At 71.6% G+C, this 21,703-nt stretch carries 19 protein-coding genes and 1 pseudogene; 4 read left to right on the top strand and 16 right to left on the bottom strand.

All coding sequences use genetic code 11. The annotated features are described in order from the left end of the window. Window positions 1-159: 159 nt before the first annotated feature. Window positions 160-1,383: an MFS transporter gene (locus ACFYPR_RS30175; protein ID WP_387263907.1), complete on the bottom strand. Its 1,224-nt coding sequence runs from the start codon at window positions 1,381-1,383 to the stop codon at window positions 160-162. A 41-nt stretch (window positions 1,384-1,424) separates the two neighbouring features. Here ACFYPR_RS30175 and ACFYPR_RS30170 point away from each other — a divergent pair, with 41 nt between their 5' ends. Next, window positions 1,425-2,561, top strand: a complete 1,137-nt coding sequence (locus ACFYPR_RS30170) for an ROK family protein (protein WP_354862474.1) — start codon at window positions 1,425-1,427, stop codon at window positions 2,559-2,561. A gap of 27 nt (window positions 2,562-2,588) precedes the next feature. Here the strand turns inward: ACFYPR_RS30170 and ACFYPR_RS30165 are convergent, their stop codons facing one another. Then, window positions 2,589-2,858 carry a MerR family DNA-binding protein gene (locus tag ACFYPR_RS30165; RefSeq protein WP_387263904.1) on the bottom strand — a complete coding sequence of 90 codons (270 nt, stop codon included), beginning with the start codon at window positions 2,856-2,858 and terminating at the stop codon, window positions 2,589-2,591. 96 nt (window positions 2,859-2,954) lie between these two features. Next, window positions 2,955-3,197 carry a hypothetical protein gene (locus ACFYPR_RS30160; RefSeq protein WP_387263901.1) on the bottom strand — a complete coding sequence of 81 codons (243 nt, stop codon included), beginning with the start codon at window positions 3,195-3,197 and terminating at the stop codon, window positions 2,955-2,957. 320 nt (window positions 3,198-3,517) lie between these two features. Between ACFYPR_RS30160 and ACFYPR_RS30155 the strand changes: the two genes are divergently transcribed. After that, complete coding sequence (locus ACFYPR_RS30155) at window positions 3,518-3,733, top strand: helix-turn-helix transcriptional regulator (RefSeq protein WP_387263900.1); 216 nt, start codon at window positions 3,518-3,520, stop codon at window positions 3,731-3,733. A gap of 83 nt (window positions 3,734-3,816) precedes the next feature. Here the strand turns inward: ACFYPR_RS30155 and ACFYPR_RS30150 are convergent, their stop codons facing one another. The 7 genes from ACFYPR_RS30150 to ACFYPR_RS30120 form a co-directional block, all read right to left on the bottom strand. Next, window positions 3,817-4,794: a hypothetical protein gene (locus ACFYPR_RS30150; protein WP_387263897.1), complete on the bottom strand. Its 978-nt coding sequence runs from the start codon at window positions 4,792-4,794 to the stop codon at window positions 3,817-3,819. Between the two features lie 32 nt (window positions 4,795-4,826). Beyond that, complete coding sequence (locus ACFYPR_RS30145; protein WP_387263895.1) at window positions 4,827-6,356, bottom strand: OmpL47-type beta-barrel domain-containing protein; 1,530 nt, start codon at window positions 6,354-6,356, stop codon at window positions 4,827-4,829. Window positions 6,357-6,364: 8 nt separating this feature from the next. Beyond that, complete coding sequence (locus ACFYPR_RS30140; RefSeq protein ID WP_387263892.1) at window positions 6,365-10,312, bottom strand: ThuA domain-containing protein; 3,948 nt, start codon at window positions 10,310-10,312, stop codon at window positions 6,365-6,367. 18 nt (window positions 10,313-10,330) lie between these two features. Then, window positions 10,331-11,335: a multicopper oxidase domain-containing protein gene (locus ACFYPR_RS30135; RefSeq protein WP_387263889.1), complete on the bottom strand. Its 1,005-nt coding sequence runs from the start codon at window positions 11,333-11,335 to the stop codon at window positions 10,331-10,333. Window positions 11,336-11,569: 234 nt separating this feature from the next. Continuing rightward, complete coding sequence (locus tag ACFYPR_RS30130; protein WP_387263886.1) at window positions 11,570-12,409, bottom strand: amino acid ABC transporter ATP-binding protein; 840 nt, start codon at window positions 12,407-12,409, stop codon at window positions 11,570-11,572. A gap of 5 nt (window positions 12,410-12,414) precedes the next feature. Then, window positions 12,415-13,209 (bottom strand): amino acid ABC transporter permease, encoded by a 795-nt coding sequence (locus ACFYPR_RS30125; RefSeq protein ID WP_354862518.1) that lies wholly within the window; start codon window positions 13,207-13,209, stop codon window positions 12,415-12,417. A 76-nt stretch (window positions 13,210-13,285) separates the two neighbouring features. Further along, complete coding sequence (locus tag ACFYPR_RS30120) at window positions 13,286-14,104, bottom strand: basic amino acid ABC transporter substrate-binding protein (protein ID WP_354862520.1); 819 nt, start codon at window positions 14,102-14,104, stop codon at window positions 13,286-13,288. A gap of 420 nt (window positions 14,105-14,524) precedes the next feature. Here ACFYPR_RS30120 and ACFYPR_RS30115 point away from each other — a divergent pair. Continuing rightward, window positions 14,525-14,917 (top strand): annotated as a pseudogene (locus tag ACFYPR_RS30115) (multiprotein-bridging factor 1 family protein); the annotation flags it as partial. A gap of 234 nt (window positions 14,918-15,151) precedes the next feature. On the opposite strand, the gene ACFYPR_RS30110 reads toward ACFYPR_RS30115, so the two are convergent. The 3 genes from ACFYPR_RS30110 to ACFYPR_RS30100 form a co-directional block, all read right to left on the bottom strand. Further along, window positions 15,152-16,060 carry a hypothetical protein gene (locus tag ACFYPR_RS30110; protein ID WP_387263884.1) on the bottom strand — a complete coding sequence of 303 codons (909 nt, stop codon included), beginning with the start codon at window positions 16,058-16,060 and terminating at the stop codon, window positions 15,152-15,154. 83 nt (window positions 16,061-16,143) lie between these two features. Next, on the bottom strand, window positions 16,144-16,806 hold the full coding sequence (locus tag ACFYPR_RS30105) for a response regulator transcription factor (RefSeq protein ID WP_355065988.1): 663 nt from the start codon (window positions 16,804-16,806) through the stop codon (window positions 16,144-16,146). Further along, window positions 16,803-17,921, bottom strand: coding sequence for a sensor histidine kinase (locus tag ACFYPR_RS30100; RefSeq protein ID WP_387263882.1), 1,119 nt, complete (start codon window positions 17,919-17,921; stop codon window positions 16,803-16,805). The genes ACFYPR_RS30105 and ACFYPR_RS30100 overlap by 4 nt, the downstream gene beginning before the upstream one ends. Before the next feature lie 219 nt (window positions 17,922-18,140). Between ACFYPR_RS30100 and ACFYPR_RS30095 the strand changes: the two genes are divergently transcribed. Beyond that, window positions 18,141-18,578: a DUF6223 family protein gene (locus ACFYPR_RS30095; RefSeq protein WP_355065985.1), complete on the top strand. Its 438-nt coding sequence runs from the start codon at window positions 18,141-18,143 to the stop codon at window positions 18,576-18,578. Between the two features lie 604 nt (window positions 18,579-19,182). Here the strand turns inward: ACFYPR_RS30095 and ACFYPR_RS30090 are convergent. The 3 genes from ACFYPR_RS30090 to ACFYPR_RS30080 all read right to left on the bottom strand — a co-directional run bounded on the left by ACFYPR_RS30090 (window position 19,183) and on the right by ACFYPR_RS30080 (window position 21,599). Next, window positions 19,183-20,436, bottom strand: coding sequence for an RNA polymerase sigma factor (locus tag ACFYPR_RS30090; protein ID WP_355065983.1), 1,254 nt, complete (start codon window positions 20,434-20,436; stop codon window positions 19,183-19,185). 37 nt (window positions 20,437-20,473) lie between these two features. Next, on the bottom strand, window positions 20,474-20,845 hold the full coding sequence (locus tag ACFYPR_RS30085) for a YciI family protein (RefSeq protein WP_355065982.1): 372 nt from the start codon (window positions 20,843-20,845) through the stop codon (window positions 20,474-20,476). A gap of 67 nt (window positions 20,846-20,912) precedes the next feature. Next, the gene (locus ACFYPR_RS30080) at window positions 20,913-21,599 is read right to left on the bottom strand and encodes a DUF998 domain-containing protein (protein ID WP_387263880.1); all 687 of its coding nucleotides are present in this window, start codon (window positions 21,597-21,599) and stop codon (window positions 20,913-20,915) included. Window positions 21,600-21,703: the final 104 nt, after the last annotated feature.

Raw genomic sequence — 21,703 nt, 5'->3', positions numbered from 1 at the left:
AAGGGCCCTCGTTCCTGGTCGATCCGGACCGCAGGCTCGTGCTCGCCCTGCTCACCAACCGGGCGCACCCCAACTGGTCCTGGGCGGATCCCGATCCCGTCCGCGCCGCTGTCGGCGACCTCCTCGCCGCAGCGGTCACCTGAGCGCCCGAGCGGGCCGTCAGCCCGCGAGGGCGGCCAGTTCCCGGTCGCGGCGACGTCCGGCGGTGAAGCTGACGATTCCCAGGCCCAGCCCGACGACGGCCAGGACCAGGCCCACCCGGGCCGGCGCGAGGTAGCCGAGCCCGGCGGCGATGGCGACGCTGCCCAGGGCCGCGCCCAAGCTGTTGGCGATGTTCATGGCGGACTGGTTGAGCGCCGCGCCCATCAGTTGGGCGCCGGGGGCGACAGTGATCAGGCGTGCCTGCAGGACCGGACCGAGGTAGAGGCTCGTCGCGCCGACCAGGAACGCGCCCACGAACAGGCCCACGCGGTTCGACGCGACGAGGCTGAACACACCGATGCTGACGATCATGGCGACGAAGCCGATCATCATGCTGCGGCGGAGGTCCCGATCGGCGAGCCAGCCGCCCAGGGCGTTGCCGACGGTCATGCCGAGACCCACCGCGACCAGCGCCCACGGCACGGTCGCGGCGGAGAGGCCGGCGACGTCGGTGGTGACCGGCGCGATGTAGGAGTCGACCGCGAAGAACCCGGCGAAGCCGATCGCCCCGGTGGCCGCGACCAGCCAGACCTGCGGGGTCCGCAGGGAGCGCAGTTCGGCGGCCGGCGAACCGTCCGCCGCCGCGGCGACCTCCGGGACGACCGCCAGCACCGCCAGCAGCGTGAGCAGGAAAACCCCGGCGATCACCAGGTACGCCGCACGCCAGCCGACCGCCTGCCCGAGCCGGGTGATCAGCGGTACGCCCACCACGTTGCTCACGGTCAGCCCACCGAGCACTGTGGCGAAGCCCCGGGCCTCGTTGCCGGGGCCCATCAGGGTCGCCGCGAGCAGGCCAGCTGCGCCGAAGTACGCGCCGTGCGGCAGCGCGGCGACGAACCGCGCCACCAGCACCAGTTCGAACGTCGGGGCCGTGGCGGACGCGATCGTGCCGACGGCGAAGAGGACGAGCAGGCCGAGGACGAGTTTGCGGCGCGGCAGGCGCGCGCTGAGCGCGGCGATCAGCGGGGCGCCCACGACCACGCCCAGCGCGTACGCGGTGATCATCCACCCGGCCTGGGCGACCGCGTTCGACGACGATCGGGCGTACTCCTGCGGTAGCAGGCCGCGTGCCATCTCGGGCAGCAGACCCATCGCCACGAACTCCGTCAGTCCGACCGCGACGCCGCCCAGGGCCAGGGCCGCCAACGCCGCCAGGCGCTGATTTCTGCTCAGTCCGTTCACCGAGCGAATTTAGCAACAGCGTTGCGTAATAGGCTGGTGAGATGACGCGCACCACAGCCGACGTGACGTTCCTGCGCGGATACAACCAGGCGCTCGTCATGGCCGTGGGGCGCACCGCGCGGACGTTCGAGCGGTCGACGGTCGTCGACGCCACCGGGCTGACGCCGCAGGCGGTCTCCAAGGTCATCGCCCGCCTGACCGCCGACGGGCTGATCCGTTCCGCCGGCGTCCGCCGCCCCGGCATCGGCAAGCCGGCGGTCGTCTACGAGCTGGTCCCCGACAGCCGGTACGCGATCGGCGCGCACGTCGCCCGACGCACACTGCGACTGGTCCTGGTCGACCTGGCCGGCACCGTGCACCACTCCACGGTCAGCCCTCTGCCCGGCGACTTCACCCCCGAGCAGCTCCTCGACGTCCTGCGGGTCGGCATCGACGCGATCACCGCTGGCACCGAGCTGCGGAGCCGGCTAACCGGCGTGGGCATCGGCATGATCGGCCCACTCGACCACGCCCACGGGCTGGTCCGGGACGCGCACGGCCTGCGGCACTGGCACGACGTACCGCTGCGCGAGCTGGCCGAGGCGCACCTGGGCCTGCCGGTGCACCTCGACAAGGACGTGACCGCCGGGATCACCGCCGAGGCGTGGCGGCACGGCGCGACGTTCGGCGACGCGGCGCTCATCATGGTCGAATCCGGCATCGGCGCTGGCTTCCGGCTGGGCGGGGCCGCCCACCGGGGCGCGCACACCAACGCCGGCGAGTTCGGGCACACTGTCGTCGACCTGGACGGGCCCCGCTGCGTCTGCGGACGCCACGGCTGCCTGGAGGTCGTCCACCTGCGCGCCACCGAGGCGGGAGACGTCTCCCGCGCGGCCCGCGTCCTCGCCGTCGGCGTCGTCAACCTGCTCCAGACCCTCGACCTCGCCCACGTGGTGCTGGCCGGCGCGGATCTGCTGCGCCACGCGGAGGTCTACCGCGCCGCGGTCGAGCGGGCCGTCCGCACGGACGTGCCGCGCGCGGACTGGTTGACGCCGACGGTGACCCTGTCCAGCCTGGGCGCGGACGTCATCGCCGCCGGCGCCGCCATGCAGGTGCTCGACCAGCGCTACGGCATCCCCGACCTCGCTCCCGGCGCCCCGCCCACGATCGTGCGACAGTCCGTCGTCGGGGCGCGCTGAGCGGCCCCCAGGGGAGCACGGGGGCGATCACCGCAGGGCGGCGTCCGCATAGGCGCAGCCGCTGGCCGGGCTCTCGCTGGAGCTGATCACCGCGTCGAGTCGGTCCCGGACCTGGACGAGTTGGTCGATCTGTCGGGTGAGGCGGTCGCGTTCGGCGTTCAGCAGGGCACGGGACTGCGGGGTGTTGACCTTCGCGTCCACGCAGGGCAGCAGATCCAGGATCGTCCTGCTGGACAGACCCGCGGCGTACAGCGTCTGGATGAGCTGGACGCGGTCGAGCGCCTTCTCACTGGGCAAGTGCGCCTACCACGCCGGGCAGATGCGGCGGTCGATGCGCTGGCTGCACGAGGCGCGGACCCTCACCGCCGACCGTACGCTGTTCCCGATCCGCGACTACGTGCTGTCGGCGAACGCGTACGTGGCGGCGCAGTTGGGTGAGCTGGCGGAGAGCGGGAGGTTGTTGCGGCAGCTCTTCGACGATCGCACCGACGGCGACGGCCCGCACGGCGGCGGGCTGGTGGCCATCGACGCCGAGTTGACCGCGGCCTGGCTGACCGCCGCGCAGGGCCACCCGGCGACGGCCGTCGCGACGCTGCGGGAGTTGCAGGGGCGTGCCGGGCAGGCGACGACGGTCACGGTCGAGTGCCTGCACCTGCTGTCTCGCCTGGAGCCCGGCACCGCGACCGCCGAGCGGCTGTGCACGGTCACCGCCGACTGTGACAGTCCACTGTTCGCGCTGTGGTCCGAGTACGCCCACGCGCTCGCCGCCGACGACCCGGCCGCGCTGGAACGCGTCGGCAGCGCCCTGGAGGCCAGCGGCTACCTGACGCTCGGGCTGGAGGCCGTGGTCGCCGCCGAGAGGGCGTGCCACCGTCGAGGCGACCAGCGCCGGGGCCAACCTGCTGGCCCGGCGCGCGGACCTGCTGCGGGAGCGGTGCGGCGGATACTGGCCCCCGTTGAGCCCTCGGCCGTCGGACCGGGACGGGCTCACTCCCCGGGAGCGACAGATCTGCGAACTGGCCTCGGCCGGGCACGACAATGCCGCGATCGCGGCCAAGCTGGTGTTGTCGGTGCGGACGGTGGAGAACCACCTTCAGCGGGCGTACGTCAAGCTCGGCGTCCGGGGCCGCAGCGGGCTCCCGACGGCGATCGGGGCGCAGCGGGCGGGGTAGGGCGCGGGCGCTCACCCGGTGACCCGCGGGGTCGGGTCGGACGCGGTGTGCCGTCCGACCCGACGCCCGCGGGCGTCGATCCCCTAGAGCCGGGCGTCGCCGGCCGCGGTGGCCTCCTGCACCGCCGAGGTACGACGGACCTCGGCGCGCTCGTCGCCCGCGTCCTCCCGGTCGGGGGCGGCCATCCGGGCCGCCCGGTTGGCGGTCGGCGCGGCCTGCTCGCCCGTCACGCCGCCCCGGATGCGGTTGTTCGCGGCCACCTGCGCGGCCGGGTTGTTGCCCGTCACCGTCAACTGGCCGTTGATGATGTTGTCGTCGACCGTGACGCCACCGGTGGTGGTGGTGACGCTGACGTCCGCGCCCCAGTAGCCGCCGGAGGCGCAGCTGTCCAGGCTCCCGTTCGGGCCGAGCTGGACGCCGCCGAGGTTGCCGGCGAACGTGGCCCGACCCCGGACCGCGCTGCCGCACACGACACTGCCGGTGGCGCTGTTGAGCACCGACAGGGTGCCGTCGACGAACGAGTCGTGCACGTCGGTGTAGTAGGTGCCGGTGCTGCTGACGTTGCGCGTCACCTGGGTGCCCCTGTCGAGCCGGACCTCACCGGCGCCAACGGTGACGTTCCCGGCGATCGTCGCCGCCTCGGCGAACAGGAAACTGTCGATGGTGGCCGAGCCCTTTGGCCGGACGGTCACCGCACCGGTCTGGGCATCCTTCAGAAAGACGCCGTACCCGCCGGCGGCCAGCACCACCTGGCCGTCGACGCTCGTCTCAGTGGCGTCGAGGTAGCCGTCGGCGGCGACGCGTACCTCACCGCTGACCCGACCACCGGTGACCACCAGGTTGGCGCCGGCGGCGACGGTGACGTTGCCGGTGATCGTGGTGCCGGTCAGCGCACATGACTCACCGGCCGGAACGAGCAGGTCGTTGGGCACGGTCACCGCACCGCCGGTGCCGATGCAGTGGGTGACCAGGTCGGCGTGGGCGGTGGGCGCCACGGCCAGCACCGAGGCGGCGATAACGGCGGTCACGGTGGCCAGCTTGGCGACGGTACGTCCGGGCATCGTGGTACTCCCTGTCGGTGAGATTCGGGTGCTCATGCGCCGACGTCCGATCGGGCCGCGGCCCGGACGATGGCGCCCTGCTGCCGCTTGGTCAGCGTTCCGGCGGTCACGAGAGCGGTGGTGACCGCCTCGACGTGCCGGACGAAGTCGGCGTGGCCGGGGTAGTCGGCGTGTTCGTCGATCAGATCGTTGATGGTGCAGCCGTCGCCGGTGTCGGCGTTGGCCACGCCGGTGTCGTCACCGTCGATGATCACCGTGGCCCGGGTGTCGGACGCGGGGCAGGCGTCGGTGCCGTCGGCCACCACAGTGAACGTGGTGGACTGCTCGGCGGCGGCGTTCCCCGCGGTGTCGGTCGCCCGGTAGCGCAGGGTGTGCGCGCCGGGCGTGCGGACGGTGACCGGGCCGGCGTATGCGGTCCAACCGCCGGTGTCGAGCGCGTACTCGACCGACGCCACGCCCGAGCCGGCGTCGGTCGCGGTGACGGTGACGGTCGCCGCGCCGACGTAGGCGCCGTCGGCGTCCCGCTCGCCGGTGACCGTGGCGGCCACCGTGGGCGGGGTGTCGTCCTCCTCCGGCGGGGCGACGACGGTGAAGTGGGCCATCTGCTCCGCCGAGGTGTTGCCGGCGACGTCGGTCGCCCGGAAGTGCAGCATGTGCATCCCGGCCGCGGTCACCACGATCGGGTTCGTGTACGCGGTGAAGGCCGCGCCGTCGAGGGCGTACTCGATGGTGGCGACCCCCGATTCGGTGTCGGTGGCGGTCAGCGTGGCGGTGGCCGTACCGACGTAGTTGCCGTCGCCGTCGCGGTCGCCGGCCAGCGCGGCCGTGACCACCGGCGCGGTGGTGTCCTCCTCGGTCGGCTCGACGACCCGGAACGACACCGATCCGACCGCGCTGGTGTTACCGGCCTGGTCGGTGGCGCGAAACTGCACCGAGTGGTCGCCGACCGCGGTGACCCGCACCGGCGCGGTGTACGGCTGGAAGCTGGTGTCGTCGACCTGGTACTCGACTGTGTCCACACCCGAGCCCGCGTCGGTGGCCGTGACGGTCACCGTCGCCGCGCCGACGTAGTTGCCGTCGCCGTCACGGTCGCCCGACACGGCGGCGGTGACGGTCGGCGGCGTGGTGTCGCCGCCTCCCCCGCCGTCGGTGACGACCAGTTCGCCGACCATCTGGCTGTGGCCGGGGATCGAGCAGAAGTAGCGGTACCGGCCCGGGGTCAGCGTGACGGTCGCCTGGTGGCGGCCGTCGTTGGCGTCGAACGGGCTGGCCAGGATGTTGACTGTGACGTCGTGGTTGTAGCCCTCGGTGCTGGTGTCGAAGGTCAGGGTGTGCGGCATTCCGGTCGTGTTGCCGGTGGCCGCGCTGTTCTCCCAGATGATCGTCGCCGCGCCGGCCACCGCCTGGGTGGGCACGGACTTGTAGCGGGTGATGTTGTCGTCGGCGGTCCAGGTCAGCACCTGGTCCGCGGCGGCGCGCGGGGCGGCGGAGGCGGGTGGCGCGGCCAACGGCGTGACCGTGAGCAGGAGCGCCGCCAGCGCGGCCGTGAGTCGTCGGATCATCGTCTCTCCTAGAGTTCCCGCACGCGGATGTTGCGGAACTCGGTCAGGTCGTTGTCACCGTGGTTCTGCAGGCCGATGAAGCCGGACAGGAACTGCCGCAGGTCGGTCGGCGGGTCGCCGGCCCGCGACGACTGCTTGCCCGGCGTGTTGTCGAACTCGTTGATCACCACGCCGTTGCGGATCATCGTGTAGTGCTGCCCGACCGCCCGGATCTCGTAGTCGTTCCACACGTTCTTCGGCGTGACGCCGGCCTGGGCGAGCGGCACCGGGTCGAAGTTGTAGACCGAACCGGTCTTCTGCGGCTCGCCGGTCTCCCCGTCGTAGATCTGGATCTCGTGTCCGCAGTAGATCGCCATCCAGGCCGGCGAGGTCCGGGCCGACCCGACCGTGCCGCAGCTGCCCGGTGGCCGCTGTTCCAGCGGGGTTCGCAGATCCGGGAAGCGGATGAAGACGCCGGTGTTGGCGCGGCCGGTGCCCGGTGCGATGTCGCGGAACTGCACCTTGAGCGAGAAGTCCGCCAACTCCTTGGTGTGCCAGAGCATGCCGAGGCCGCCGCTGGAACGCAGTGCCCCGTCCGGCTGGATGCTGAACGATCCCGTCGGCGCCTGCTGCCAACCGCGCAGCGACTCGGCGGTGCCGTCGTAGAGCGGCTCGTATCCGGTGCGCCCGTCCCGGCCGATCTCGGACGCGGCGGCCAGGCGGGTGAGCGTGCCCGATTCGCGGGCGTTGAGCAGGCCGTCGTCCTGCAACGCACGGGTCACCGCGCTCACGTGCCGGACGAAGGCGTTGTGGTCGGGCCAGGTGCTCTCGTCGTCGATCAGGTCGTTGATCGTGCACCCCTGCCCGACCGTGCGGCTGGGCACACCGGTGTCCGTGTCGCCGAGCCACACCGTGCCCCGGGAGTCCGGCACCGCGCAGCCGGCCGTGACGGTGGTCTGCACCGTCGCCGTCTCGCCGTCGGCGTACGTGACGGTGAGCTTCGCGGTGTAGGTGCCGACCTTGGCGTACGTGTGCCGGGGGTCCGCCTCGGTCGACGTGGCACCGTCGCCGAATTCCCACCGGTGGCTCACGCCGCCGGACCGGGAGCCGGTGAAGGCGATCGTCAACGGCTTGTTCTGCACGGCGACGGAGTTCGCCGCCGGTGCCGGGGTGGGCGCGCCACCGGTGTAGGTGATCCGGATGAGCTTCTGGTTGGGGTGCAGGCTGAAGAACCCGCCTCCGTAGTCGAGCAGGTAGAGCGCGCCGTCCGGGCCGAACTTGGCGTCCATCCAGCTCTGCAGCCGGGTGTCGCCGTTGCCGCTGGGGATGATGGCCCGCAGCGACTCGGCGTACACCGGCGGGGTGGCCGTCGGCACGCCGGCGGGATCGACGGTGACCGCGACCCGGTTGGCGGCGTTCGACTCGTCGCCGATGAACCACTTCTCGTCCCAGTACGCCGGCCACGCCACAGTGCTGTTCGGATCGACCCGGTCGCGGTGGTAGGTGGGACCGGACATGATGGCCTGCCCGCCGCCGCGCAGGTACGGCTGCGTGTAGGTGGCGTCGGCCGCGACGTACGTCGGGAGGCCGCTGCCGTCGGTGCGCTTCGGGAAGACCGGGCCGCCGCCATCCGGCGAATACCAGATCATGTTGTCCCGGGCCGCCGGGATGTCCACCAGCCCGGTGTTGCGCGGTGACTCATTCTTCAGGTTGCCGCAGTCGTACCAGCCGGTCAGCACTGTCGCGTCGGTGCTGCTGCGGTCCCGGTACGGCTGCCGGTTGCCCATGCAGTACGGCCAGCCCTGGTTGCCGGCCGACGTGATGATGGTGGCGGTCTCGTACTTGGCGGGGCCCAGCGTGGGGCTGGGCGAGGCGGCGTCCGGGCCGACCCAGCCGGCGGTCAGCCACTGGTGCTCCGGGTCGATCTGGAGGCGGGCGATGTTGCGCACGCCCATTACGTAGATCTCCGGGCGGGTCTTCTCGGTGCCGGGCGGGAAGAGGTTGCCCTCCGGGATGGTGTACGTGCCGTCCGCCTCGGGGTGGATCCGGATGATCTTTCCGGCGAGGTCGTTGGTGTTACCCGACGTACGGCGGGCGTCCTGGAACGAGATCCCCTGGTACTCCTGGGTCCAGTTGTTGCCGGAGTAGCCCTGCGACCCCTCGGAGGAGTTGTTGTCGCCGGAGCCGACGTAGAGGTTGCCCTTCGCGTCGAACGCCATGCCGCCGCCGGCGTGGCAGCAGCTGTGGATCTGCACCGGGAACTGCAGCAGGTCCTTGCGGGTGCCCTGGTCGATGGTCTGGGCCGCCCGGTCGTAGGTGAAGCGGGAGATGGTGCGCTGCCCGACCCGTTTCACCCGGTCGATCGACTCGTGTGGCATCCAGTAGACGTAGAGCCAGCCGTTCTCGGCGAACTTCGGGTCGGGCACGATGCCGAGCAGGCCCTCCTCGTTCTTCACCAACTCTGAGCCGCTGCCCCGGTTGCCCATCACCCGCAGGGTGGTGAGCAGCTTCACCTGCCTGGTCCGCGGGTCCCAGGAGTGGATGGTGCCGCAGCCCAGGCCGACGTTCGGGTCGTTCCAGTCCGCGATCGGGCCGCTGGGGCAGGCCGCCTTGCCGACGTAGAAGACCGTGCCGTCCGGCGCGATGGTGAGCCCGTGCGGCTCGCCGATCTGGTCCAGCTGCCCGGTCTGATTGGCCGCGGTGAGCCGCTCCACCTTGTAGTTCGCGGCGATCGTCGCCTGGCAGTCGCCGCGTACGCGGCCGGTGGTCCAGTTCAGCGCCCCGGTCAGGTGCGTGCGGAACGCCTCCTCGCCGTAGCTGCCCTCGGTGTGGCCCATGCCGGTGTAGAACGACCGCCCGCCGTCGTAGTCCCGGCACCAGGACACCGGGTGGAACGGGCCGTTGGCGCCCGGCCCCGGGTCGTAGTGCCGTTCCTCGACCTGGGCGAGGGTGTGCACCGCGCCGATCGGGTTCGGGTCCCAGTTGTCCCAGCGGTCCGACCGGGTGAGGGTCAGCGGCAGCGACGCGGTGGCCGGGTGTTTACGGTCCAGGATGTCGACCACCGCCCGGTTCACGGGGGTCGGCGGCGGCGCGGTGGCCGTCCCGGTGAACAGGCGCAGGTCGGCGAGCTGGATCAGCGGCTCGCCGCTGTTGGCGGTGATGTTCAGCCGGTAGCGGCTGAACTCCTGCGGCGTGGCGATGTCGAACCGCCGGGTCTGGAACCGCTCCGCGAAGGTCTGGTTGGTGCGCCGGTCCAGATCGGACCAGGTCTGGCCGTCCGTGGAGCCCTGCAGGGTCCAGTCCTTCGGGTCCCGCCCGACGAAGTCGTTGGCCGACGTCAGCGCGTACCCGGTGATCCGCTTCGGTGCGGCCAGCTGGTACGCCACCCACGCGGTCGGGGTGCGGACCAGCCACTTGGTGTTGGCGTCGCCGTCGGTCAGCTTCTCCTTGGTCTCGCTCGGCGGGTTCTCGCCGCTGGCGGTCACCGCGGCCACCGGCTCGGCAACCGGGATGGCGCCCGCCGGGCGGGTGCCGATCAGGCCGGTGAACCAGGTGGAGTCGACCTGCGCGCGGGCGGCGTCGGCGATGCCGACGAAACCCCCGCCGGCCTTCATGTAGCCCTGGAGCGCCGACTCCTGGTCGCGGTTGAGCGCGGCGCCCGTCGCGGAGAGAAAGACCACGCTGCGGTACGCCGAGAGCCCGGTCGTGGTGAAGACCGCCGGGTCCGTGGTGGCCGTGACATCGATGTCATGACTGGCCGCAAGCTGTCGGATGGTGTCCACGGCACGCGACACCGGGTCCTGTTGTTCGGCCACCGGCCCGTGGAACACGAGCACGGCTGTTCTGGGCGGCTGGGCCGCCTGGGCGGCGGCCGCGGGTCGCGGCGCGGCGGTCGCCGCCGTGGCCGTGGCCGTGGCCGGAATCAGTGTGGCGAAGGCCGCTACCGCGGCGAGGGCTCGTCGTACGTCTCTGGTCATCCCCGTCCCCACTTTCGGTCAGCTTCCATGCGTGTGGGTGTGGCCCTGGAACCGGTGGATCGCCTCCTCGGCGCCGGGGGGCATGCTGCCGTCGGCGTTGCGCACCAGGAAGATCCCGGCCATGCCGCCGTCGGAGTGGTTCTGCACGTGGCAGTGGTACATCCACGCGCCGGGTCCGACGCCCTCCCCGGCGAGCACCTGGAACCCGAACGAGCTGCCCGGGTTGAGGTCCTTGTTGTCGATGACCAGGCTCGGGTCGGCCGGTCCCTCCAGCATTCCGGTGCGGTTGTCCGCCCAGCGGTGCGCGTGCAGGTGGAAGGTATGGAACAGGTTGCCGTGCCCGATGGCGAGCCACTCCACCCGCTGGCCCAGGTTCGCCTCGAACATCGGCGTGTCCGGGGCCATCCGGTTGTTGATCGTCATGTCGTGGAACACGACAGTGAACTGCTTCTCCGGCAGGAGGTCGCCGCGGCGGCGGACGATCAGCGCCCCGTACAGGCCCTTCGCGACTCCGGCGGTGCCGTGGTCGGTGCCCATGGCGTGATCGTGGTAGTGCCAGTAGCCGGCGCTGCCCGGCATGTACCGGCGACCCGACGCGGCCACCATCTCGTGGGAGCGCCAGACGTACGTCCGGGTCTCGCCGGGGTTGTTGAACGAGTCGTTGAACGGGCTGCCGTCCGAGTCGGTGCTGTAGTCCACCCCGTGCGGGTGGATGGACAGCCGCTGGGTGGTGGTGTTGACCAGGGTGATCTCCAGGGTGTCACCCTCGTAGATCTCCAGCACGGGCCCCGGCACGGTGGCCTGCCCGGGTGCGAGGCCGTACCCGAACAGCCCGCCGGGCAACTGCTCGGCGTAGATGGTGACCTTCCTGGTCACTCCGGCGGCGGCCCGGGCCGGGCTGCCTCCGAACGCGCCGCCGAGCGTGGGCGCGGACGCGCCCAGCGCCCCGGCGGCGAGCGCCCCGGTGGCGATCAGTGATCGGCGGGACAGGTGACGATGGGAGCCAACGGCGTGATCGTCCATGGGTCTCCGTTCCCGACCGGGCGAAGACGCGACGAGGGCAGGGTGCATCGACCGCCGAGCACAAGGCGGCAGCACGACTGAGGTGAGGATCGTCGCGGACTTCGCTCGGAAGACTCAGAACTTTCGATGGATGCACCCAACTTATGTAATCCATCGACGAAAGTACAGGTCTGATTGCAGGAAGATTACCGCGAGATCACGCCGTACGTCGATTGACCAGGCGATGTGGAGTGCTCAGACGGTGTGCCGGCCGTCCGTCGGCAGGCCGGGCGCCTCGGGCGGCTCGGGCGACTGGTCAGGCTGACCGAGCCGCTCCACCCGGGTCGGGTCGAGGACCCGGGCGAGGAACGCGCGCGTCCGCTCGTGCTTCGGCGCGCCCAGCACCTCCTGCGGCGGCCCCTGCTCGACCACGACGCCACCGTCCATGAACACGACCCGGTCCGCCACGTCCCGGGCGAACGCCATCTCGTGGGTGACCACCATCATCGTCATGCCGTCCTCGGCGAGCCCCCGCATGACGGTGAGCACGTCACCGACCAGCTCCGGGTCGAGCGCCGAGGTCGGCTCGTCGAAGAGCATGAGCTTCGGCTCCATCGACAGCGACCGGGCGATCGCGGCCCGCTGCTGCTGCCCGCCGGAGAGCTGCGCCGGGAACGCGTCGGCCTTGTCGGTCAGGCCGACACGCTCCAGGTTGGCCCGCGCGATCCGCTCGGCCTCGGCGCGACCGCGCCGCAGCACCCGCCGCTGGGCGATGGTGAGGTTGTTCAGCACGGTCAGGTGCGGAAACAGGTTGAACGACTGGAACACCATGCCGATGCCCCGGCGTACCGCGTCGATCTCGACGTCCGGGTCGGTCATCTCGACGCCGTTCACCCAGATCGTGCCGGCGGTCGGCTCCTCCAGCAGGTCGACGCAGCGCAGCAGCGTCGACTTGCCGGAGCCGGACGGCCCGATGACGCAGACGACCTCGCCCTGGCCGACCTGGAAGTCGATGCCCTTGAGCACCTCGAGCGGCCCGAAGGACTTGTGCAGGTCGCGGATCTCGACGGCGGGACGGGACGGGGTGGTCGTCATGCGGGTCACCGGGCCTTGGCGTAGCGGAGTTCGAGGCGGCGCACCACCTGGGACAGGGGCAGGGTGATGACCAGGTAGGCGAGGCCGGCCACCAGCAGCGGCGTGGCGTTCACCCGGTCGTTGAGCATGTCCCGGCCGAACTTGGTGACCTCGATGGTCTGCGCCGTCACGCCCAGCACGTAGGCCAGCGACGAGTCCTTGGTGAGCAGGATGAGCTCATTGGTCAGCGGCGGGATGACGATCCGGAACGCCTGCGGAATGACGATGGTGCGCATGGCGGTGAAGTGCGACATGCCGAGGGTGCGGGCCGCCTCCATCTGCCCCTTCGGCACGGCCTGGATGCCGGCCCGGATGGTCTCGGCCATGTACGCGGCGGCGGTGAGGCCGAGACCGATCGCGATCGAGCCGAACACGCCGCCGGGAATCTCCCGCTCCGGGAAGGCGATGGGGATGCCGTACCCGACGAGGAAGAGGATCAGCAGCGCTGGCAGACCCCGGAACAGCTCGATGTACGCGGTCGCCAGCCAGCGGTACGGCGCCACCCGGGACAGCCGCATCAGGGCGAGGACGGTGCCGAACACGAGGCCGAAGGCGAACGCGCCCAACGTGTAGAGGATCGTGTTGCGCAGCGCCACGGTGATGATCGTCGGGAACATCGACTCGATGATGTCGACGCGGAAGAACGCGTCCTTGAGCCTGCCCCAGTCCGCGGCGAAGAGCACCGCGGCGATGATCGCGACGAAGACCAGGTACTGGATGCCGAGGGACAGTCGTTCCCGCTGGCGGCGTCGCAGCTTCACGTTGGCTCGTTGCCTTCCCGGAGTGTGCCGACGGGAAGGGCGCGCGTCGCGCGCGCCCTTCCCCACTGAGCTTCGATCAGGCGCTCGGCCGCTTGCCGATCCACTTGGAGTAGATCGCGTCGTACGAGCCGTCCTGCTTGGCCTTGGCCAGCGTCTCGTTGATCTTCTTGAGCAGTTCCGGGTTGCCGTCCTTCTTCACCGAGAACCCGTACTGCTCGCCGGTGTCGAACTCGGCGGTCACCTCGAACCCACCCGGGTTCTTGCGGAGGTACTCGGTCCACACCGGCAGGTCGTTGACGGCGGCCTCGACCTGGCCGTTGGCGACGGCCTGCTGCAGGGCGGCGAGATCCTCGAACTCGACCAGCTGCAGGCCCTTCTCCTTCTCGAACTTCCGGGCGTAGTCACGACCGGTGGTGGCCGCCTGGACGCCAAGCTTCTTGCCCCGCAGGTCGTCGAGCGACTTGTACGGCTTCCCGGTCTTGACCAGCAACGCCTGCGTCGCGTCGAAGTACGGGTCGGAGAAGTTCATCACCTTCTGGCGTTCGGCGGTGATGGTCATGCCGGCGGCCGCCGCGTCGCACTTGCCGGTGTTCAGGTCCTGACCGGACTTGATCCCCTCGAACGGCGTGTCGATGATCGTCTGCTCGACGCCAAGCTCCTTGGCCACGAGGTCCATCACGTCGACGTCGAACCCGGTGACCTTGCCGCTGGCGTCCTTCGACTGGAACGGCGGGTACGGCAGGTGGGTGCAGACGGTCAGCTTGCCGGCCTCGACCAGCTTGACCCCGCTGGCCTGGACCTCGCTGTCATCCTTCTTGGCGCATCCCGCGCTCAACGCCAGAGCGGCGACCGCCGCGACAAGGCCGGCCTGACGGACTGCGCTACGGACTCTCACGAGTGTCCCTCCGGTTCGGCTCCCCTGTGACGGGCAGCCAGGTTGGTGCGAAGACGGTGTGACAGGGGACGGTACCTGATTCGACGAACGGTACCCAGATCACGGGGCGTAGCGGTCGTGCTGCGGTGTCCATCACAGCCCGTGAACGGGACAGGCGGACACGTTCGGGACGACGGGGCGCAGCGGACCCCGACCGTCCGCCGTCATCCGGTGACCCGAGGCCCGGCCCGCTCCGCCGCGACGAACGGCAGTTGAGTACCCGACCCACCTCGAACGAGTAAGCCGTCGTGCCGGCCACCGCTGCGCCACCACAGAAGCTGGTGGACGATCAGGGGTACCGCCGTCACGGGAATGGGGAAGCAGAACTGACCATCGAGCCGGGTACACCGAGGCGATTCCGGGTGGGAGGGCACGGCTGAGATGGACAGCTACCCCATGACCCCTCAGATGGCCTTCGCGCAGTTCGTCCGCCAGGCCGTCGACGACGCCCGCGAGGAGCACGGTTGGACCGTCGGCGACATCGCGCAGCACACCGGCGTCAGCCGCTCGACGCTGTTCCGCTGGCTCGCCGGTGACTGGCAGCGCTACCCCGAGCTGGCGAAGGTGCGCAGCCTCTGCGCCACCCTCGACCTCTCCATCGCCGCCGCGATCCGGCCGCTCGCGATGCCGAACGCCGCCGTGACGCCCCGGGTGCTGGCGGAGGTCGAGGCGGACATGGGCAGCATCCGCCGGCGGTTGCTCGACGACACGGTCTCCGCCGCGGACAAGCGCCAGATCCGGGAGCTTCTCCGCCGCCTCGCCGGCCGCGACCTCCCGGTCGAGGGGGCGTCGCCGTCCACGACCGGCTCCGACGCCACCCCGCCCTCCCCGTCGCAGGCAGGTGCGTCCCGCCGGTAGCTCGATCGGACGGGCGCCGCAGGGCCGGCCGACCTCAGCGCGCGGCAACTCCGCCGGCCTCAGCGCGTAGCGCAGCCAGCCTCAGCGCGCGGCGCGAGCCGGCCTCAGCACGGTGACGCGACCCGGCCTCAGCGCGGGACGCAGCCGGCCTCAGCGCGTGGCGCGGCCCGGGCGACCCGGGCCGGTGCCGGAGCGCCGGGAACCGATGCGGGGAGCCCGCACCACCGGGGAGCTGCCGGCTCCGGGGCGGAAGTCCCGTGCCGCGGCGGCCACCATGTCGTCGGGATCGCCTTCGAGCGTCCGCCGGACGTGCGCCGGGATGATCTCCGACGTGGCCATCGCCAGCCGGACCTGCACCGAACGGTCGTCGACCAGGGCCGCCAGATCCTCCTCGTCCAGCTCCAGCGCGCGGACCAGCGCGGCCCGCACGTCGACCGCCGGGTCCCTGGCCAGGGCGCTGCGCTGCGCGGCGGTGGTCCGCGGGTTGCGGGCGAGCCCCTTGCGGACGCGGACGGTGCGGTCGGCCAGCAGGGCGACGATGACGTCCGGATCGTGGGTGTGCGTGGCGAGTCGTTCCCGCACCTCGGGTGAGACGTCGTCGACCAGCTGGGCCGCCAGCTCGGGCTCCAACTCGCGGGTCTCGGCGAGCAGGCCCCGAAGCTCCTTGTCTGGTGCGGCTGCCATCACCCGGCGGACCGACTCGTCGCAGGCCGGGTTGCCGGCGACGGCCCAGCGGACCCACCGGTCCGCGTCCTTGACCAGACGCAGGAGATTGCCGACCGAGGTCGCGGGATTGCGCGCCACGGCCTCCCGGACATGACGATCATGGTCGCGGGTCAACGACCGCAGGGCCTGCGCGGGCGCGTCCGGCCGGGCCGCGACCGCCTTGCGGACCGCGACCGACGCGTCGGACGCCAGGTCGATGAGGGTCATCTGTGGCGTTGTGGGGTCGTGTGCGACGGCGAGCCGCGCGTCCGCCCCATCACCGGTCGGACGGTCGGCCGCCGTGCCCGACCCGCTGTCCCGGTCGGCCCCGCCGACGTGCTGCTGCTTGCCCATGGGCGCAATCATGGCACGCGCCGGACCGGACCCCGCGCGGCAAGCCCGCTCGCAGCCCCTGGTCCGCGGCGAGCCGCCGAGGGTCAGTCCTGGCGCGGGGCCACCAGGCCGGACTCGTACGCGACGACCACGAGTTGGGCGCGGTCGCGGGCGTGCAGCTTGGCCATGGCCCGGTTGATGTGGGTCTTGGCGGTCAGTGGGCTGATCACCATCCGCGTGGCGATCTCGTCGTTCGACAGGCCCTGGGCGACCAGGACGACGGCTTCGCGTTCCCGGGTGGTCAACTCCCGCAGGCCGGTCGGGGCCCGCAGGTGGCGCGGCTCGGCGACGTACCGGTCGATGAGCCGGCGGGTGATCGACGGCGCGAGCAGCGCGTCACCCCGCGCGGCGACGCGTACGGCATGCAGGAAGTCCTCCGGCTCGATGTCCTTGACGAGGAAGCCGGCGGCGCCGGCGCGCAGCGCGTGAAAGACGTGTTCGTCGAGGCCGTAGTTGGTCAGGATCACGACGTGCACCCCGGCCAGGGCCGGGTCGGCGGCGATGAGCCGGGTCGCCTCGATGCCGTCCAGCACCGGCATCTGGATGTCGATGAGCGCGATGTCGGGCAGGTGACGCCGGGCGAGGGCGACCCCCTCCCGGCCGTCGGCGGCCTCGGCCACCACCTCGATGTCGTCCTCGATGTCGAGGAGCGCGCGGAAGCCGCTGCGCAGCAGCGCCTGGTCGTCGACCAGCAGGACGCGGATCATCCGGGCGGACCGACGGGAAGTTCCGCGTGGACGGTGAAGCCACCCTCGTCCCGCGGCGCCGCGTGGAGGCGACCGCCCAGGGCGGTGACCCGTTCGCGCATCCCGAGCAGCCCGACTCCGGGCTTTGGCACGGTGGCCAGCGTGGCCGTGCCGTCGTCGTCGACGCGGATCGCGAGGGCGTCCGGACGGTAGTCGACGCGGACCGACGCCGTGGCCGCGGCGGCGTGCCGGGCGACGTTGGTGAGGGACTCCTGCACGATCCGGTAGGCCGTCCGGTCCACCGCCGCCGGCACGGCCTGTCGTTCGCCCTCGACCGTCAACGTCGCGTCCAGCCCGGCCATCCGGGCCCGCTGCACCAACTCCGGCAGGTGTTCGAGGCCGCGCGGCGGGTTCCTGCCGTCGTCCCGCAGGGCCTCCAGGGTCGCGCGCAACTCCCGGCTCGCCTCACGGCCGGCCTCCCGGATCGCCAGCAGCGCCTCCGGCACCGCCTCGCCGCGTCGGCGGGCCAGGTGGACGGCCACCTCGGCCTGCACCTTGATGATCGAGATCTGGTGGGTGAGGGAATCGTGCAGCTCCCGCGCGATGTGCAGCCGCTCCTCGTCGGCGCGGCGGCGCGCGGTCTCCTCCCGGGTGCGCTCGGCCTCGTCGGCCCGCCGCTCGGCCTGCCGCAACGCCTCACCGGCGGCGCCTGCGGCGATCAGCCACGCCACCTCGAGCGCGCCCCGGGCCCGTGCGAGCGCCTCGCCCAGCGGGAGGTCCTGCGGCGGGGCGAGAGCCGTGAGGGGCAGAGCGACGAGCATCAGCACGGCGGCGACGACCGTGACGACACGGTGGCCGGCCCGCACGCCGGTGTAGACCGCGAACAGGAAGGCGACGGCCGGCACGTCGAAACCGACCGCCTGGTACCCCACGGCGCACAGCCCGGTGACGGCCAGGACGGCGACGGGCCACCGACGACGCGCCGCCAGCGCCAGACCGCTGGCCGCCAGCAGCGGATAACCGAGCAGGTCGCTGTCGAGGGTGGAGTGGTCCGCGGACAGCCCGGCGACCAGCAGCACCGCCGCCACGCCGACGGCGATGGCCCAGTCCTGGACACCGGCACGCCCTGTGCTCATGGGCGCACCCTAGCCCGAGGTACGCCCCGGGCGACTCCTGCGCGCGGACGACCGGCGCCTACCGCACCTGCGGTAGTCGGGCGCCATCCGCGCCGTGCGCGGCAGTCGCCTGCGCCGGTGGCGGCAGCGCGGAATGCCTCCGGCTGCCGGACGACCGACGGTCGAAGCGGCGACAGGATCGAACGACAACCAACGAGACGTACGACGAAGGAGAAGCACATGTTGCTCTCAGCAAGGCCGACGCGGGCCCGACTGGTGCTCACCGCTGCCGCGTCCGCCGTGGCCGGAGGATTCGGGCTGGCCGCGCCGGCCGCCGCGTACACCTCGTCCGCACCGCTGGCGGCCAGCGTCACCACCATGAGCGCCGGGCGACTCGGTGCGATCGTGGGCGGTCTGCTGGGCCTGGCGGGGGTGATCGTCGGCGCGTTGGCCCTGGCCCGGCCCGCCAGCCGCGTCGGCACCGGCAGCGGGCTGCTCGGGGCCACCGTGGCCCTGGCGGCCGGGCTGATCGGCGTCGCCCTCGGCGCGCTGGTGGTGGCGACCTCGGACGGCGGGATCGGCACCGGCAACGGACGCGGCGGTGCGTACGTGGCCCTCGTGGTAGGGGTGGCCGCCCTCGGCCTCGGCGGGTTGGCGCTGCGCCGCTCCCGCACCTGACCTCCCGTCCGGCGCGGCGTCACCCGTCGGATGACGTCGCGCCGAAGCCGCCCGGTGGTGAGACCGTCCGATCCGGGCGTCGGCCCTGGCGGCTGGCGCAACCTCTTCGGTCGGAGGACGTGTGGCTGCATGTCGCCGCTCGCACCGGACCTTGAGGAACGATGAACCGACAACCACACGCGTGCTCCTGCCTCTCACCCTCCTGGCGGGGCTGGCAGGCTGCGCCACTGCCGACCCCAGCCCGGTGGCCGGGGCCGGCAGCCCGTCACCCACCCCCGGCACCACGACCGCCTCCGGCGTGGCGTCGACCAACCCCGGCGTGCCGTCACCGACCCGCACCGCGGCGCCCGCCACGCCGATCACCACCGTCGAGGCCGCCTGCCCGGTCAGCGCCGCGACCCTGCAACGGGTGGCGGGGCTGGGAGACACCCACCGGATCGACCCGGACCACATCAAATGCGCGCGGCAGTGGGCCACCGCCGGGGTGATCGCCACGCACGACGCGGCCCGCAAACGGCACTCGTCACAGCCACTCCGCGTCGAGCATGTCATTGGACACCTAAAAAGAGGTGACTGGCCCTCCCGACAACCGCGCACGAGGTGGTCAGCCCTCCGACTTAGCGCGGAAGATCTCCCGTTCTTTGGCGTTGCGGGTCAGCGCGGCGGCCCGCGCGTACTCCTGCCGGGACTCGGCAGTCCGGCCGAGCCTCGCCAGGAGATCAGCTCGTACGGCGGGGAGCAGCGGGTACTGATCCAGCGCGCCACTCGCCTGCACCTTGTCGGCAATGTCCAAACCCTCGGCCGCTCCCTGGGCCATTCCCACCGCGACCGCCCGATTCAACTCGGCGACCGGCGACGGCCAGACATAGGACAGCACCAGGTAGAGCGCCGCGATTCGCGACCAGTCGGTCTCCTGCGCCGACCGGGCCCGAGCGTGACAGGCGGCGATCTCGGCCTGCAACACGAACGGTCCGAGCGCGCCGCCGATCTCCTGGGCCCGGGCCAGTGCCGCGAGGCCACGCCGGATCAGCAGTCGGTCCCAGCGGGCCCGGTCCTGGTCGCCGAGCAGAATCGCCGCACCGGCCTCGTCGGTGCGCGCCCACGTTCGCGACGACTGGATTTCCATCAGCGCCACCAGCCCGTGCACCTCGGCCTGATCCGGCATCAGCCCGGCCAGGACTCGGCCCAGCCGCAACGCCTCCCGGCAGAGGTCCGGTCGCATCCAGTCCTCGCCGGCGGTCGCCGAGTATCCCTCGTTGAAGATCAGGTAGAGAACTTCCAGGACCGAGGTCAGCCGCTGGGCGAGCTGATCCGGTGGCGGGAGCTCGAACGGCACCCGTTTGGCGGCCAGGGTGCGTTTGGCCCGCACGATCCGTTGCCCAACGGTCGGCTCGGCGACGAGGAAGGCCCTGGCGATCTCCTCGGTGGTCAGGCCACCGAGCACCCGCAGGGCGAGCGCGGTACGCGCCTCCGTCGACAGCACCGGATGGCAGGAAATGAAGATCAGCCGCAGCAGGTCGTCGCCGACGTGATCGTCCAACGCGTCGTCCACGGCCTCCTGCTCGTCGACCGGGGCGATCTCCAGGTCCCGGCCGATCTCCGCGAGCTTCTCGCCGTACCGGACTCTGCGCCGGACCAGGTCGATCGCCCGATGCTTGGCGGTGGCCATCAGCCATGGCCCTGGATCTCGCGGTACGCCCTGCCTCGGCCACTGCTCCAGCGCGATGACGAGGGTGTCCTGGGCGATCTCCTCGGCCAGGCCGACGTCGCGCACGATCCGGGTCAGACTCGCGATGAGTTGAGCCGCCTCGATCCGCCAGACCGCCTCGACAACGCGATGTGGATCGGTAGCCGTCATGGCTACCGATCCAACCACCATCGAGGTGCTCGCCTGCTCATCCCTGGGGTGCGAAGTCCTCCGGCCCGAAGACCCGGGAGACTTCAGCCTCGCCTTCCCAGCCCTCCCACAGGTCCCGGTGCAGGCGCATGAACCGGCCGGCCCACTCGACAGCCTCCGCCTTGGAACGGACGTCGTACACCACGTAGCTGATCAGCTCCTTGGCCTCGGCGAAAGGACCGTCGACGACGCTGAGCCCGCCGGCGGTGACGTCGATCCGGGCGCTGTCCACGGTGGGAGCCAGACCGCCCATGTCGAGCATCACGCCGGCGTTCGTCGCGTCCATGCCGAGCTTCGCGATGGCCTCCATCAGCTCTGCGGGCGGCGGGGTGTCGGGCTGGGCTGCCTTGAGAATCACCAGATAACGCATTGCCTTCTCCTCTTGGTCGTAGTCAGTGCGGGTTGGATCGGAACGAGTGTCCATCGGATGAGCTGAATCAGTGCGACGCGCGCCGGTAGCGATTGACCGCGACGGCCGCCTGCCAACCGGAAACCAGCAGCACCGCGCCAGTGAAGGCGAGCAGGCTCCAGGACGCGCCAGCACCGGCGGTCAGACCCAGGAAGCTGGCGCCGAACACCACGCCGACGACCCGCGAGGACCACGCCCAACCGGCAGCGCCTTCGGCGGCGAAGCGGCGGGCCAGCACGAAACACGCAGCGATCAGGCAACTGAACCCGATGGCACCGGCAGCGAAGTGACCGTAGCCGTGCCAGCTGATCGTGCCAGGGCCGTCCGGGGTGCCGACCGGGAAACCCAAACCCGGGTCCGCGCGCAGCAGACCGGCGGCGATCAGGCTCACGCCGTACCCGCCGATGAGCCTCGGCGCCCAGCGCGCCCCGGCCCCGGTCCCCAGCACCCGACGCAGCCCGACCGCGAACGCGATGGTCATCAGGCCGCTCACCAGGAAGTTCGTGATGTGAACCCAACCGCGGTCGCCGTTGCTGAGCATGCTCCACGCGTGCCGCGTCGGGTCGAAACCAGCCCGGGTGAACACCTCGATCAGCGACACCGCGACATACAGTGGGCCGGCGATGACGCCGTAGGCCAGGAGGGATTTCGTGACCCGGACCGCCGGGTCGCAGGTCGTCGCGGCCGACGTGGTGGTGGTCATCTGCTCGGTCATCGTCATTGCCCTTCGCGGTGGGTCGGCTTGTCCGGCCCTTCACCACTCCCTCGAACGACCAGACCCCACTTCGACAGCCCAGCCCAAGTTTTTTTGCAGATCGG

This window comes from Micromonospora sp. NPDC005254, from assembly GCF_042872525.1.
Classification (GTDB): Bacteria; Actinomycetota; Actinomycetes; order Mycobacteriales; family Micromonosporaceae; genus Micromonospora.
Note: the sequence above shows the minus strand (reverse complement) of the source record. Positions and strands in the feature narration are given on the sequence as shown.